Genomic DNA, 13,259 nt, shown 5'->3' on the forward strand with positions numbered 1-13,259 from the left:
TCAACCTCCAGCGTCTTGCGAGCCTAAATATCCCCGCCCGAGGCATCAAATTTCCAGAAATTCGATATGCTCGCTTGCACCTTTTGCCGCCATCCCTATAACCCACGAAGATTTGCAAAATAGGGGGCACGGCCATGCCAAAGCGCACTGACATCCAGTCAATCATGATTATCGGTGCAGGTCCCATTATTATCGGGCAAGCCTGCGAATTCGATTATTCCGGCGCACAAGCCTGTAAGGCCCTGCGCGAAGAAGGCTACCGCGTGATTCTGGTCAACTCGAACCCGGCCACCATCATGACAGACCCGGGGCTGGCCGATGCGACCTATATCGAACCGATCACACCGGAAATCGTCGCCAAGATCATTGAAAAGGAACGCCCTGATGCGTTGCTGCCAACGATGGGCGGCCAAACCGGGCTGAACACATCGCTGGCACTGGCCGATATGGGCGTGCTGGAAAAATTCGGCGTCGAAATGATTGGCGCGAAACGCGAAGCCATTGAAATGGCCGAAGACCGCAAACTTTTCCGCGAAGCCATGGATCGTTTGGGCATCGAAAACCCCAAAGCCACAATTATCACTGCGCCGAAACTGGACAACGGCAAGTTCGACATCAAGGCGGGCCTGCAATTGGCCATCGACGCCATTGAATACGTCGGCCTGCCCGCCATCATCCGCCCCGCCTTTACCCTTGGCGGGACAGGCGGCGGTGTGGCCTATAACCGCGAAGAATACGAATTTTACTGCCGCACCGGCATGGAAGCGTCGCCAATGGCCCAGATCCTTGTCGACGAATCCCTGCTCGGCTGGAAAGAATTCGAGATGGAAGTCGTGCGCGACAAGGCCGACAACGCGATCATCGTCTGCGCCATCGAAAACGTTGACCCGATGGGGGTCCACACCGGCGACAGTATCACCGTTGCCCCTGCCCTGACCCTGACCGACAAGGAATACCAGATCATGCGCACGCACAGCATCAATGTGCTGCGTGAAATCGGGGTCGAAACCGGCGGGTCCAACGTACAATGGGCCGTGAACCCTGACGATGGCCGGATGGTTGTGATTGAAATGAACCCGCGCGTGTCGCGGTCATCCGCTTTGGCGTCCAAGGCCACGGGTTTCCCGATTGCGAAAATTGCGGCGAAACTGGCGGTAGGGTATACGCTGGATGAACTGGACAACGACATTACCGGCGTCACGCCTGCATCATTCGAACCCACAATCGACTATGTCGTCACCAAAATTCCGCGCTTTGCCTTTGAAAAATTCGCAGGGTCAGAACCGCACCTGACCACCGCCATGAAATCCGTGGGCGAGGCGATGGCAATTGGCCGGACCTTCCACGAATCCATGCAAAAGGCGCTGGCGTCGCTTGAAACGGGTCTGACCGGCTTTGACGAAATCGCGATCCCCGGCGCACCCGATGCGGCCGCCATCACCAAAGCGCTGGCAAAACAGACGCCTGACCGTATCCGCGTCATCGCCCAAGCGATGCGCCACGGCATGTCCGATGTTGACATCAACGCGGTCACCAAATTTGACCCATGGTTCCTGGCCCGTATCCGCGAAATCATCAAGATGGAGGCCGAAATCACTGTGAACGGCTTGCCCGTCACCGAAGACGGTCTGCGCCGCGTCAAAATGATGGGCTTTACCGATGCCCGTTTGGCCAAACTGACAGGCCGCGACGAAGACAACGTGCGCCGCGCCCGGCAAAATCTTGGCGTCAACGCCGTCTTCAAACGCATCGACACCTGCGCCGCCGAATTTGAGGCGCAAACACCGTACATGTATTCCACCTACGAATCCCCCGTCATGGGCGAGGTCGAATGCGAGGCACGCCCGTCAGACCGTAAAAAAGTCGTCATTCTTGGCGGCGGCCCCAACCGGATTGGGCAGGGGATCGAATTCGATTATTGCTGCTGCCACGCCTGCTATGCGCTGACCGATCAGGGCTATGAAACCATCATGATCAACTGCAACCCCGAAACGGTGTCGACCGACTATGACACGTCGGACCGGTTGTATTTTGAACCGCTGACCTTTGAACACGTCATGGAAATCCTGCGGGTCGAACAGGAAAACGGCACCCTGCACGGTGTGATCGTGCAATTCGGCGGGCAGACCCCGCTGAAGCTCGCCAACGCGCTGCATGAAGCGGGCATTCCGATCCTTGGCACCACCCCTGACAGCATCGATCTGGCCGAAGACCGCGAGCGTTTCCAGCAGCTTGTGCAAAAACTCTGGCTGAAACAGCCGGTCAACGGTATTGCTTCCACCGATGCGCAGGCGCTCGAGATCGCTGAAAGCATCGGCTTTCCGCTGGTCATCCGCCCGTCCTTCGTTCTGGGTGGCCGCGCCATGGAAATCGTGCGCGATATGGACCACTTGCGCCGCTACATCTCAGAGGCTGTCGTGGTCTCGGGCAAAAGCCCGGTTCTGCTTGACAGCTACCTGTCTGGCGCGGTCGAGGTCGACGTGGATTGCCTGTCCGACGGGAAACACACCCACGTGGCCGGGATCATGCAGCACATCGAGGAAGCCGGCGTTCATTCGGGCGACAGTGCATGTTCGCTTCCGCCCTATTCGCTGTCCGACGCGATGATTGCCGAAATCCGCAGCCAGACCGAAAAACTGGCGCTGGCGCTGAATGTCGTCGGTCTGATGAACATCCAATTCGCCGTCAAAGACGAAACCGTCTATCTGATCGAGGTGAACCCCCGTGCGTCACGCACCGTGCCATTCGTGGCCAAAGCGACCGACAGCGCCATTGCATCCATCGCCGCACGGTTGATGGCGGGCGAACCTTTGTCCAACTTCCCGCTGCGCGCGCCCTACCCCGTCACCGAAAACCCGATGGACGTGCTGCCGTTGGGGGATGCCTTTACCTTGGCCGACCCGAATACACCGTGGTTCTCGGTCAAAGAGGCGGTTCTGCCGTTTGCCCGTTTCCCGGGCGTCGACACCATCCTTGGTCCGGAAATGCGTTCTACCGGCGAAGTCATGGGCTGGGACCGTTCGTTCCCGCGCGCATTCCTCAAGGCGCAGATGGGTGCAGGCACCAACCTGCCGACCGAAGGCAATGTGTTCTTGTCGATCAAAGACATGGATAAAACCGCCACAATGATCGAGGCGGCGCAGATTCTGGTCAGCCTCGGCCTGAACATCATTGCGACACGCGGCACGGCGGCATGGCTGACCGAAAACAACGTCACCTGCGAAATCGTGAACAAAGTCTACGAGGGCGGCCTTACCATCGTTGACCGTCTCAAAGACGGGCACATCGCGCTGGTCATGAACACCACCGAAGGCGCCGCCGCCGTCGACGACAGCCGCTCCATCCGCGCCGTCGCGCTTTACGACAAAATTCCGTATTTCACGACAGCCGCCGCGTCACATGCAGCAGCACTGGCGATGCAAGCACGCGAAGAAGGCGATGTTGGGGTGCGGTCACTGCAAGGTTGATAGCAAAAAAGATGCGCTGCCCCAATTTGGGCAGCGCACCTTTTGTTCGCAAACCTTATCTGCTGCGATGCATCCCAGCATACTTTTCTATAATTTGGGTGCGCAAGGGCGTGCGTCTTGAGCTTTTTTCAGACAACATCCATGAATAATACCCGTCGTAGTCACGCCGTTTTCGCGCCAACTGTCTAAACCGTAAGGGATCAATCCCTTCGCCAGAGTATACGCTCATCACTGCAAATTTTAGCATATTCAGTGCTTGGACATGATCGGCAGTCCTGTGGCCGACACCCGGCAAACGAAAGATTCTTGTTGCAGCATTCGCATCCACAAGTCGCATCACATGACGCATATCAAGTGAAAAAATCGGGTCTACAATGATCGAAACGTCTTTTATTTTGGATGCCCCGACCGCTGCGTCATTGTAAGCGGATTCCCAGTCTTGCTTTTGTGCGATAGGCCAGCGCGTCTCCCATGGGGCGATATTTCTACTCAAACTCGATATCGGACTCATTAACAGGGCACGGTCTATATTTAGCAGTGGTCCAAATGCCGCCGCGGCGTAGCCTCCCATAGATACTCCGTAGGCGATCCTCGCGGGAAATGCGTCTGCATTGGATAGCCTATACGCCTTCTCTACAATATCAACGAAACTTTCATGGCGATACCACCGCGTTTGACGTCCCTCCATGAAGGACACAACATTTATGCGCTGCTTCGCAAAAAATTCATGTCCCCATCCATTCCGCTGCGCAAAATGGTCCGGCACTACCCATATTGTCAAAGGTAAACATAATAGGTGCTGATGAATCAAAGATAGAAATTGAAGACGCATAATTTACGTTTGAAATTTTGGCCTCGAAAATTTTCGCGCCTGCTGTCGAATCTGTCAAAATTTTATCCTTCTCTCCAAGCTCGGTAGAGATAGCAAACAGCCATTCCTATTGGAATACGAACATCCACTTTATATTTTTTGATCAATTTAAGTAACGACACCTTTGAAGGTCGTCGGTTTATTAGGAAACGTAATTCGCTGAGAAATACAAAACCAGTGGTTTAATACGACAACCACAAAACCATCGAACCACTGATCACGCAGCGCCCGGCTGATACGCGATACATAGGGAGTCCTCTGGCCCGTTCCATGGCTGGATCGTTGTGTTCACCTGACCGCCCGCAAAGGTTCGGCCCATTGTGGCAGCCCCCAGACGGGTCAAAAACTGCCATATTCCCCTAGGTCACTTTGTCTCGGTGTGGACATCGTACCCTGCTCCGCTTTAGGGTGATCCTGAACCAGATTGCGAGGGATCCATGCATAAAGTCGCCATCACAGGCACCGGGGTTTACACGCCATCGCAGGTGATCACCAACGCAGAACTGGTCGACGCGTTCAACGCCTATGCCGACTTGTGGAATGCCGAAAACGCCCCCGCCATCGAGGCCGGATTGGTCGCGGCAAAGCCCTATTCCTCTGTTGAATTTATCGTGGCGGCGTCGGGAATCGAACGGCGCTATGTGCTTGATAAAGCAGGCCCGCTCGACCCTGCCCGCATGTTCCCGCATCTGCCGCAGCGCAGTGACGATGAACCCGGCTATATGGCCGAAATCGGGGTTGATGCCGCACAAAAGGCGATCTCGGCGGCAGGCCGGACCGCTGACGACATTGATCTGGTGATCTGCGCCGCATCCAATATGGAACGCGCCTATCCGGCGGTCGCGATTGAAATTCAGCAGCTTTTGGGTGCGGGTGGTTTTGCGTTCGATATGAACGTCGCCTGTTCCAGCGCGACCTTTGGCATCCAGACCGCCGCCGACATGATCCGCGCCGGGTCGATCCGGTCTGCCATTGTGGTGAACCCCGAAATTTGCAGTGCCCACCTCGAATGGCGCGACCGCGACTGCCATTTCATCTTTGGCGATGTGGCAACGGCCACATACCTTGAGCGTGACGAGGGACTGGATCAGCGCCATTTCAAGGTGCTCTCTACCCGCTGCGCCACCCAGTTCAGCAATAATATCCGTAATAACAACGGCTTCTTGCGCCGCACCCATGACGCAATGGACGACCGCCGCGACATGCAGTTCATGCAAAACGGGCGCAAGGTGTTCAAAGAGGTGCTGCCGCTGGTCAGCGAACATATCGCCGCGCATTTGGCTGATGCGGGCATCGCGGCGTCTGATCTGCGCCGTCTGTGGCTGCATCAGGCGAACAAGGCGATGAACGATTACATTGGCAAAAAAGTGCTGGGGCGCACGCCAGAACCGCACGAACAGCCCAATATTTTGCAAGACTACGCCAACACGTCATCCGCCGGATCAATCATCGCGTTTGCCAAACACTCCAGTGATTTTCTGCGCGGCGACAAGGGCGTGATCTGTTCATTTGGGGCCGGCTACTCTGTCGGGTCCGTCATTTTGGAGCGCGCATGAAACGCCTGATAATCCTGACTACCTTATGTTGCCTGTCCGCATGTGGCGTCCCGCTTGTGCCGCTGATTTAACCACTGACCCGTTTGTGGACATCTTGCAGCGTTTCCACCCGCTCTGAATAGCGGTCGGTCAGCATCGCGTTGCGTCCACGTGTCATGACGGTAAAGCGGGCAAGCTCTTGCATCACATCAACGATTCGGTTGTAAAACGCCGATGGCTTCATGCGTCCTTCCTCGAACTCTTTCCATGCCATCGGGACCGACGACTGATTTGGGATCGTGATCAACCGCATCCAGCGCCCCAAAATCCGCATTTGATTGACGGTGTTAAACGACTGCGATCCGCCACTGACCTGCATCAGCGCCAGCGTTTTCCCCTGCGTGGGACGAATACCGCCGATTGGCGACAGCGGCAGCCAGTCGATGATGGTTTTCATCACCCCCGTCATGGCGCCGTGGCGTTCGGGGCTGGACCAAACCATACCCTCGGACCACATCACCAAATCACGCAGCTCCGCGACTTTGGGGTGGGTTTCATCGGCATTGTCATCGGTCAACGGCAAGCCTGATGGGTCATAAAACCGGGTTTCACAGCCCAGCGCCCGCAGCACGCGCGCGCCTTCTTCTGCGCAGCGGCGCGAATAGCTCACGTCACGCAGCGACCCGTATAACAACAAAATGCGCGGTGGGTGCCCGTCGTCGTCAGGATGAGAAAGCTGTTTAAAGTCCAAAGGTTGCAGCGCACCCGGAAAAACATTTGGCATATCGGATATGTCCATGACGCTATTTGTTTTCCTCTAGGTGAAGCTTCATTTCGATCAACACCTTTTGCAGCGCGGTTGTTTCATTCAACAGCCGCTTTGCTTCGTTCACGCTGATCACACCGTCCGCGATCGATGTCTGATACTCGGCCATCAAAAGCGCGAAGCGGTGGCTCAGGCGGATCACATCGTCGTTGACCCCGCCGTCGATATTGGACTGGTCCGTATCATAGGTCAGCGTGATACCCCGCATTTCAGCAAGCGCCGATGTCACATGCGGATATGACGCCTTTGCCTCCAGCAGGGCGACGGCGTCAACAGGCATATACCGGTCAGCGTGTTCAGGATTGTCCGAATAATATCGCCCCAGCGTCGCCTTAGATTTCCCGGTCAGGGCGCAGGCTGTTTCAATCCCAACATCTTTAACCAGACTTTCAGTGTGCCGTTTGAGGTAGTTCGTCATTCATCATCTCCGTCCACGCCCCACTTTGCGGGGAAAATCGCAATCTTATTCCCATTAATCATTCGTGATCGATATGTCATTTAGAAATTGCCTCGTGTTCTGAGGTAGTTGTTACAAGTATTGGGCGTCGACGGGCGCCTTTGTTTACGGATCGCGATCCAGGGGCTATTTTTGCCGGGCCCGGCAACACCCCCTGTCTTGGTCTTGCCAAGATCAACACGCCAGCGGTATGGAGCCGCATGGCAAAACTATACTTCAATTATTCGACCATGAACGCTGGTAAATCGACGGTGCTTTTGCAGGCGTCTCATAACTATATCGAACGTGGCATGCAGACATATCTGATGATTGCGCAGCTTGACAACCGCGCGGGACAGGGGCGCATCGGCAGCCGCATTGGCATTGGTGCGGACGCCGACACATTCGCCCCGTCAGAAAACCTGTTCACCAAAATCAAACACCGCCTTGATCAAGGCCCCTGCGCCTGCATCTTTGTCGATGAAGCCCAGTTTCTGGATGCAGAGCAAGTCTGGCAATTGGCCCGTGCTGTGGACGATCTGGGGGTGCCCATCATGGCCTTCGGGCTGCGGGTGGACTTTCTGGGCAACCTGTTTCCCGGGTCTGCGGCGCTGCTCGCGCTTGCTGATGAAATGCGCGAGGTTCGCACCATTTGCCACTGCGGAAAAAAAGCGACGATGGTCGTGCGCAAAGACGCCGAAGGGACCGTTCTTGCCGCTGGCGATCAAATCGCTATCGGCGGTAACGACCGCTATGTATCGCTGTGTCGTCGGCACTGGCGCGCAGCAATGGGCGACACCGCCTAGGGTGGATTTGAACCCACTGCCAAGTCAATAAAAGCTCTGCGGATCGATATCGATGGTTAATCGGGCATTGGTGGGCAACCGAAACTGCCCCACCCATTGCGCGAGCGCCTGTTGCAACGGCGCCCCTTTGTCGGCCTTCACCAGTAATCGCACCCGGTGGCGACCACGTACCCGTGCAATCGGTGCTGGCGCGGGGCCGAACACCTGCGCCCCGATCCGGCGCAGCGGTTCGTCCCGACGCGCCATATCCGCCCCCAAATCAAACAGGTCCTGCACATTGGGGCTGCTTAAAATTATCCCGGCCATGCGCCCATAAGGCGGTACGCCCGCTGCGCGCCGCTCGGCTGCTTCGGCTGCCCAAAATGCCTCTTCATCACCGGCAAGGATTGACCGGATCACAGGATGTTCCGGCTGATAGGTCTGCAACATCGCCTCGCCTGGTACCTGTGCACGTCCGGCGCGGCCCGCCACCTGCCGCATCAATTGAAACGTCCGTTCCGCCGCGCGTAAATCGGACCCTTGCAGCCCCAGGTCGGCATCGATAACGCCCACCAGCGTCAGCAAAGGAAAATTGTGTCCCTTCGCCACCAACTGCGTGCCGATAATGATATCGGTGCCACCTTGGGCGATCTTCTCGATATGTGCTTTCATCGCACGCGCCGATCCGTAAAGGTCCGACGACAATACCGCGATGCGGGCCTCTGGGAACAGCGCGGCCACCTCTTCGCCCATCCGCTCCACGCCGGGGCCAACCGCACTGAGCTTGTCTTGGGCTTCGCAATGTGGACAGATCGTGGGCATCGGTTTCGTCTCACCGCATTGGTGGCACATCAGACGTTTGAGGAACCGGTGTTCCACCATCCGCGCATCGCAATGATCACAGGCAATCTGATGCCCACAGGCCCGGCACAAAGTGATCGGCGCATAGCCCCGGCGGTTCAAAAACACGAGCGATTGTTCGCCCTTTTCCAGACGCTGCGCAATCGCATCACGCAGGGTGGGTGACACCCACCGTCCGCTTGGCAGGTCTTCGGCACGCATATCGATCGCGGACATCTTCGGCATGACAGACGCACCAAATCGCGACGTCAGGGTCAGCCGCCGGTACTTTCCCGCCTCGACATTGGCCCAGCTTTCAAGGCTGGGCGTGGCCGACGCCAGTACCACCTGCGCGCCATTGATCGCGGCACGCAGCACCGCCATATCGCGGGCATTATACAGCACACCGTCTTCTTGTTTATAAGATGTGTCATGTTCTTCATCGACGACGATCAAGCCAAGGTTCTGATAGGGCAAAAATAACGCTGACCGCGCACCGACAACCATCTGCGCGTCGCCCTGCCCGACCATCCGCCAACAGCGGCGCCGTTCGGTCATGGTCACACCCGAATGCCACTCGGCAGGCTTCATGCCGAACCGGGCTTCGACGCGGTTGATGAATTCGCCCGAAAGGGCAATCTCGGGCAACAGCACCAACGCCTGACGGCCCATGCGCAGACATTCGGCGACGGCCTCCAGATAAACTTCGGTCTTGCCGGATCCGGTCACACCTTTCAGCAGCGTCGTGCCATAAGTATCGGTGCGCAAAGCGGCGCGCAGGGCCTCTGCCCCAACCAACTGATCGGCACTTAACGCTTTGCCGCCGTGATCAGGGTTCAGCGTTGGATAGGGGGTATCGCGCGGGGCGTCTTCCTCGCGGACAGCGCCCTGCTTGACCAATCCTTTGACAACCGATGTGCCAACACCCGCCATCTCGGCCAGTTCGCCCAACGTAAACGACAGCCCGCCATAATCGCGCAACACCTCCAGCACCTTTTCACGCGCGGGCGTCATCCGCGCCGGCTCTGCCGTACCCAGCCGGTACACCGTGCGCATGGATTGCGTTTCACCCAAACCCGGCGCGCGGGTTGCAAGGCGCAACATCGCCGACATCGGGGTCAGGGTGTAATCCGCAGCACGCGTCAGGAACATACGCATTTCATCGCGCATCGGTGCCACATCCAGCACACGGATCACCGCGCGGATCTTGCTGCGGTCATAGTCGCCCTTGCCCGGTCCCCATACGACGCCCAACACCTTGCGCGGCCCCAGCGGCACCTCGACAAATGCGCCCAGATGACACCCGCCTTCGGGCGCCTTGTAATCCAGCATCCGGTCAAGAGGCTGCGCCGTCAGCACGCCAATCAAATCGCCTTCGTGAAAATAGCTCTGTGTCATATCCACCTTTTGAGGGTTCACGCTGCGCCTGCCTTCAGGTAAACGCTGTCACAACAAAGACCAACCCATACGCGGAGTGAAGCCATGAAGTTTTTCGTAGATACAGCCGAGATCGACCAGATCAAAGAACTCAATGACCTTGGGATGGTCGACGGGGTCACAACAAACCCGTCCCTGATCGCAAAATCAGGCCGCAACATTCTAGAAGTGACCAAAGAAATCTGTGACATGGTCGCTGGTCCCGTCTCTGCCGAAGTTGTGGCGCTTGACGCCGAAGGCATGCTTGCCGAAGGCCGCAAACTGGCGAAGATCGCTGACAACATCGCTGTAAAAGTGCCGCTGACATGGGCCGGGCTGCAAACCTGTAAAACCCTGACCGACGAAGGCATCATGGTCAACGTAACCTTGTGTTTCTCGGCCAATCAGGCGCTGCTTGCCGCCAAAGCGGGCGCCACATTCATCAGCCCCTTCATCGGCCGTTTGGACGACATCAACATCGACGGTCTGGACCTGATCGAAGACATCCGCACAATCTACGACAACTACGGGTTTGAAACGCAAATCCTTGCCGCGTCGATCCGGTCTGCCAACCACATGTCCGATTGCGCCAAAATCGGCGCAGACGTCGCAACAGCACCACCCGCTGTGATCAAAGCGATGGCAAATCACATCCTGACCGACAAAGGTCTGGCTGGTTTCATGGCCGACATCGAAAAAGCGGGCATTAAAATCCTGTAACCAACTACCCCCGCCAAGTGACGCGCGCGTGACTTGGCGGGGATGCCGCCACTGTTTGCACGCGTCATAGCAACGGTTTTGCGGTGCCTTGAATTCGATCCCGCTCACGGGTATCTTGCATCTATGCATTTTCTTAAAACAATTATGACCGCGCTGTTGCTTTTTAGCATCCTGCCTTGGTGCAGCATTGCTGCTGCGTCGGCGGCGACAGGTGACATTGATGGGAATGGCTATTTTTCGGACGAAGCGCCCGTTATACAAGATGCTGATGTGACCAAAGCAAACTTTGCCGCCCCCGTGAAAAACAAACGTATCGCCGTGCTTCAACAGCCGCAGTGCGGAGCAAACGCCCTATCACTGTCTGGCATTGACGATCTCTTGTTTTTCCCGCGCAAGGCGCAATTGGCCTTTGAACAACAAAATTTCGTTCCGCGTTACGCCCAGGCGCCACCAACTTCGCCTCCTCGTTCTGTCTGATTGAAACCCGGCGTATCGCGCCACTTTCCTCCAGAACGAGAGATCATACCAATGTTGAACAGACGTACCTTCGTCGCCACTGGTGGCGCGGCAGTTCTTGCTGCCTGCACCCAGCCGATCCAAGACAACGCAACGCGCACTGAAACCGTGCCCACTGCGCCATCGTATCCAGCGCTGCCCGAATTCTATCAAGCGATTTGGGACGAACCTTTCCCGGTACCGGCCATTCCGGAAGGAACCATTGCTCCTCACCTTTGGCGCCAAGAGGTCATAAATTTATGGCCCAATCATCCCCGTGGCACCATCATTATCGATCCTGACGCTGCCATGCTCTATTTTGTCGAATCCGAAGATTACGCGACCCGATATGGCGTCAGCGTGGGTGCTGCCGGATTCGCTTGGGAGGGGACTGCAAGGCTCCAATTTTGCCGTAAATGGCCGCGATGGAATGTGCCTGAAGAAACAATATTAAGGAAACCCGACCTCGAACCGTACTCTGTCGCAAATGGGGGTATGGATCCCGGACCGGGCAATCCGATGGGCGCAAGAGCACTCTATCTTTTCCAAAACGGCGAAGACACGCTCTACCGTGTGCATGGAGCTGCGTCGCCACGTGAATTGGGCAAGGCAGTGTCGTCCGGCTGTATCCGTATGCTGAATCAAGATGTGATTCATTTGCACAAGCGCGCGGTTCACGGCGCGTCAGTGATTGTTCTTTCGTCTGTGAAGCCAAGGGGACTTGGGCAGCTATATTGATGCTAAAGGCAAGACGCAGGTGTAAATTTCGCGCTGATAGCTCGTCCTATCAGCGCGGGACCGATCAGCGTCCTCGTCAGGCAAGGGCCCGACCAGAGCGGCACCCTTTTGCGATGGATTGCGGCGCGATCGTGATAGAAATCAGTCGTACGCCCCGCAGAATCAATGACCGCAAAAAGCAGACAGGTGAGATGAAGACTATCTCACGCAAACATATGCGTCCCCGCACTGCCATTCCTGGCTTGTAACTTAGACCCGCGCCATCGGGCCACGATCTGCGCCAAACGGGTCAAACCGCGATATGGCGAAACGGACAACGTCCCTTGGCGCGGCAAAGTGAGTCCCAAAAGTCACCAACTGGCCGCCCGCGAAAATAGTTGCGGAACCCCGCGCCCCAGTCTGCTACAGTTTTAAAAAAAGCAAAAGAGCAGCCAATGACAAAACCTGTGATGGACGACACCCTGCGCGAACAGATCATCGCGAATCCAAACCTATTACTAGAGGATCCAGACGTCATGCGTGCCCTTGTCGGCGGCAACGACGACAAGATGGGCGGCAATATCGTCGACCTGCGCGGCATCGCGATGGAACGTCTCGAGGCGCGGTTTGACCGCCTTGAAGACACCCACCGCAACGTCATCGCCGCCGCCTACGACAATCTTGCCGGCACCAACCAGGTGCACCGCGCAATCTTGCGGATGATGGACGCGCACACCTTCACCACCTTTTTGGAAGACCTCGCCGGGGACGTCGCGAACACCCTGCGCGTCGATGCCATCCGGCTGGTCCTGGAAAGCGCAGAACCAGAGGCGGACAATGACATGGGGCCGGCGGTCGCCGTTGTTCCAGAAGGGTTTATTGACGATTACATCACCCTTGGCCGCAACATGCCTGTGCGTCAAATCACGCTGCGCAAATTCGACAACAAGGGCGCCAGCCTTTACGGTAGCCGCGCTGGCTATATCCAATCCGAGGCCTGCCTTAAACTCGACCTTGGCAAAGGCAACCGCCCCGGCATGCTGATCATGGGGTCCGAAGACCCGCAGCAGTTCAGCGCCCAACAAGGTACTGATTTATTGACATTTTTCACAGGTGTATTTGAACGCGTCATGCGCCGCTGGCTCGGGTAA

11 protein-coding genes are annotated in these 13,259 nt (G+C 56.8%); 7 read left to right on the forward strand and 4 right to left on the reverse strand.

The features are described from left to right. The first annotated feature begins 134 nt into the window (after positions 1-134). Positions 135-3,467 carry a carbamoyl-phosphate synthase large subunit gene (gene carB / locus ACXJGX_RS03665; RefSeq protein WP_474778775.1) on the forward strand — a complete coding sequence of 1,111 codons (3,333 nt, stop codon included), beginning with the start codon at positions 135-137 and terminating at the stop codon, positions 3,465-3,467. A 55-nt stretch (positions 3,468-3,522) separates the two neighbouring features. On the opposite strand, the gene ACXJGX_RS03670 is transcribed toward carB, so the two are convergent. Next, entirely contained in the window at positions 3,523-4,299 is a 777-nt protein-coding gene (locus ACXJGX_RS03670) for an alpha/beta hydrolase family protein (RefSeq protein ID WP_474778776.1), read from the reverse strand. Between the two features lie 476 nt (positions 4,300-4,775). On the opposite strand from ACXJGX_RS03670, the gene ACXJGX_RS03675 reads away from it, so the two are divergent. Next, positions 4,776-5,894, forward strand: coding sequence for a beta-ketoacyl-ACP synthase III (locus ACXJGX_RS03675; protein WP_474778777.1), 1,119 nt, complete (start codon positions 4,776-4,778; stop codon positions 5,892-5,894). A gap of 67 nt (positions 5,895-5,961) precedes the next feature. Here the strand turns inward: ACXJGX_RS03675 and arsH are convergent, their stop codons facing one another. After that, on the reverse strand, positions 5,962-6,657 hold the full coding sequence (gene arsH, locus ACXJGX_RS03680) for an arsenical resistance protein ArsH (protein ID WP_474778778.1): 696 nt from the start codon (positions 6,655-6,657) through the stop codon (positions 5,962-5,964). A 19-nt stretch (positions 6,658-6,676) separates the two neighbouring features. Beyond that, positions 6,677-7,117, reverse strand: coding sequence for a hypothetical protein (locus ACXJGX_RS03685; RefSeq protein ID WP_474778779.1), 441 nt, complete (start codon positions 7,115-7,117; stop codon positions 6,677-6,679). Between the two features lie 239 nt (positions 7,118-7,356). On the opposite strand from ACXJGX_RS03685, the gene ACXJGX_RS03690 reads away from it, so the two are divergent. Further along, positions 7,357-7,941, forward strand: a complete 585-nt coding sequence (locus ACXJGX_RS03690) for a thymidine kinase (RefSeq protein WP_474778780.1) — start codon at positions 7,357-7,359, stop codon at positions 7,939-7,941. A gap of 24 nt (positions 7,942-7,965) precedes the next feature. On the opposite strand, the gene ACXJGX_RS03695 is transcribed toward ACXJGX_RS03690, so the two are convergent. Further along, positions 7,966-10,158 carry a primosomal protein N' gene (locus ACXJGX_RS03695; RefSeq protein ID WP_474778781.1) on the reverse strand — a complete coding sequence of 731 codons (2,193 nt, stop codon included), beginning with the start codon at positions 10,156-10,158 and terminating at the stop codon, positions 7,966-7,968. 84 nt (positions 10,159-10,242) lie between these two features. Here ACXJGX_RS03695 and fsa point away from each other — a divergent pair, with 84 nt between their 5' ends. The 4 genes from fsa (at position 10,243) to ACXJGX_RS03715 (ending at position 13,259) form a co-directional block, all read left to right on the forward strand. Continuing rightward, complete coding sequence (gene fsa / locus ACXJGX_RS03700) at positions 10,243-10,896, forward strand: fructose-6-phosphate aldolase (RefSeq protein WP_474778782.1); 654 nt, start codon at positions 10,243-10,245, stop codon at positions 10,894-10,896. A 123-nt stretch (positions 10,897-11,019) separates the two neighbouring features. After that, positions 11,020-11,373, forward strand: coding sequence for a hypothetical protein (locus ACXJGX_RS03705; RefSeq protein WP_474778783.1), 354 nt, complete (start codon positions 11,020-11,022; stop codon positions 11,371-11,373). A gap of 51 nt (positions 11,374-11,424) precedes the next feature. After that, positions 11,425-12,129, forward strand: coding sequence for a L,D-transpeptidase (locus tag ACXJGX_RS03710; protein WP_474778784.1), 705 nt, complete (start codon positions 11,425-11,427; stop codon positions 12,127-12,129). Positions 12,130-12,563: 434 nt separating this feature from the next. Then, complete coding sequence (locus ACXJGX_RS03715) at positions 12,564-13,259, forward strand: DUF484 family protein (RefSeq protein WP_474778785.1); 696 nt, start codon at positions 12,564-12,566, stop codon at positions 13,257-13,259.

This window comes from Yoonia sp. SWMV100, from assembly GCF_056108365.1.

Bases quoted from the DNA above. Each gene is read 5' to 3' on its own strand.
- carB (WP_474778775.1), top strand. From the start codon at position 135: ATGCCAAAGCGCACTGACATCCAGTCAATCATGATTATCGGTGCAGGT.
- ACXJGX_RS03670 (WP_474778776.1), bottom strand. From the start codon at position 4,299: ATGCGTCTTCAATTTCTATCTTTGATTCATCAGCACCTATTATGTTTA.
- ACXJGX_RS03675 (WP_474778777.1), top strand. From the start codon at position 4,776: ATGCATAAAGTCGCCATCACAGGCACCGGGGTTTACACGCCATCGCAG.
- arsH (WP_474778778.1), bottom strand. From the start codon at position 6,657: ATGCCAAATGTTTTTCCGGGTGCGCTGCAACCTTTGGACTTTAAACAG.
- ACXJGX_RS03685 (WP_474778779.1), bottom strand. From the start codon at position 7,117: ATGACGAACTACCTCAAACGGCACACTGAAAGTCTGGTTAAAGATGTT.
- ACXJGX_RS03690 (WP_474778780.1), top strand. From the start codon at position 7,357: ATGGCAAAACTATACTTCAATTATTCGACCATGAACGCTGGTAAATCG.
- ACXJGX_RS03695 (WP_474778781.1), bottom strand. From the start codon at position 10,158: ATGACACAGAGCTATTTTCACGAAGGCGATTTGATTGGCGTGCTGACG.
- fsa (WP_474778782.1), top strand. From the start codon at position 10,243: ATGAAGTTTTTCGTAGATACAGCCGAGATCGACCAGATCAAAGAACTC.
- ACXJGX_RS03705 (WP_474778783.1), top strand. From the start codon at position 11,020: ATGCATTTTCTTAAAACAATTATGACCGCGCTGTTGCTTTTTAGCATC.
- ACXJGX_RS03710 (WP_474778784.1), top strand. From the start codon at position 11,425: ATGTTGAACAGACGTACCTTCGTCGCCACTGGTGGCGCGGCAGTTCTT.
- ACXJGX_RS03715 (WP_474778785.1), top strand. From the start codon at position 12,564: ATGACAAAACCTGTGATGGACGACACCCTGCGCGAACAGATCATCGCG.